General features: G+C 65.9%; 1 protein-coding gene. It reads left to right on the top strand.

Annotated elements, in window-relative coordinates:
* Positions 1-282: 282 nt before the first annotated feature.
* Positions 283-646: hypothetical protein (locus AC1DWF_RS35485; protein WP_476843148.1), on the top strand; the 364-nt coding region annotated here is incomplete at its 3' end.

Raw genomic sequence — 646 nt, 5'->3', positions numbered from 1 at the left:
ATGCGGATGTCGACGCGCTGGTCGAGTACGGTGAGCGCATCGCGCGCGACCATCCAGCCATTCGCGCCGTGGCCGCCACGGCCGGGCCTGGGCGCGGCGAGTTGCAGGGCGCGCCCATGCTCTTGAGACGGGTGCGCGCGCCGTGACGGGCTCCCGTTTCGCTTTCCGGGAGACAGATCGGCCAGCATCGATGGTCCCGGCTCCTGCGCAGGAAGGCGCCATCTCGCCCTGTGTAATTCGCGCCGACAACATTTCACTGTCGCCAACCATAGGAGATACGCCATGAACCGACGCAATCTGCTCCAATTCACTTTCATCCTGCCCGCGCTCGCCGCTTGCCAATCGGTGGACGTCGAGCAAACCCTGACGCTCGTGGGCGTCGTTGAAAGCGTGGATGTCACATCGCGCGAAGTGCTGGTACGTGGTCAGGCTGGCGCCCAGTCCGGTGCGTTGTTGACCATGGTGGTAGGCCGCGCCGTACAGCGGCTCGCTCAGATCCGGCCGGGTGACCGAGTGACCGTGTCCTATTTCCAGGCCCTTGCTGCGCGGGCCGTCCGCCCGCTGGCGGGTTCCAATGAGCCTTTCGCAGGCATGTCCATCGCACGGGAAGCCAATCGCCCCGGAGGCGAGGTCACCAGGGTTCGGT

The sequence above is a fragment of the Aminobacter sp. P4_D5 genome (assembly GCF_056401815.1).
This window is presented reverse-complemented; position numbering and strand designations above follow the sequence as displayed.